Genomic DNA, 241 nt, shown 5'->3' with positions numbered 1-241 from the left:
GTTGCTGTCCACAACCGGCAGCTTCCACAGGCGCTGTACGCCACCCTCTTGGACGTTCACCCAGATGTAGGAGCCGTTGGCGTCCTTGGTCAGTTCGATATCGGCCCAGTCCACGGAGTTCAGGGCGATAGCCGAGGCGCGATACTCGGCGATACGGACCTGCAGGATGGCGCGGCGCAGGGTATCGATCTTGGTATCGTCAGGCTTGCGCAGAGCGTTGTTGAAGGCGGTTGCCTGCGGG

The 241-nt window shown here is 62.2% G+C and carries 1 protein-coding gene; it reads right to left on the bottom strand.

The features are described 5' to 3' along the window. A partial coding sequence (locus SB847_RS22065) for a phage major capsid protein (RefSeq protein ID WP_410578881.1) occupies positions 1-241 on the bottom strand: 241 nt, incomplete at both ends.

It is taken from the genome of Bacillus sp. SIMBA_026 (genome assembly GCF_046535335.1).
Lineage (GTDB): Bacteria > Bacillota > Bacilli > Bacillales > Bacillaceae > Bacillus > Bacillus velezensis.
The sequence above is the reverse complement of the archived record's forward strand: the minus strand, read 5'-3'. Positions and strand labels throughout refer to the sequence as shown.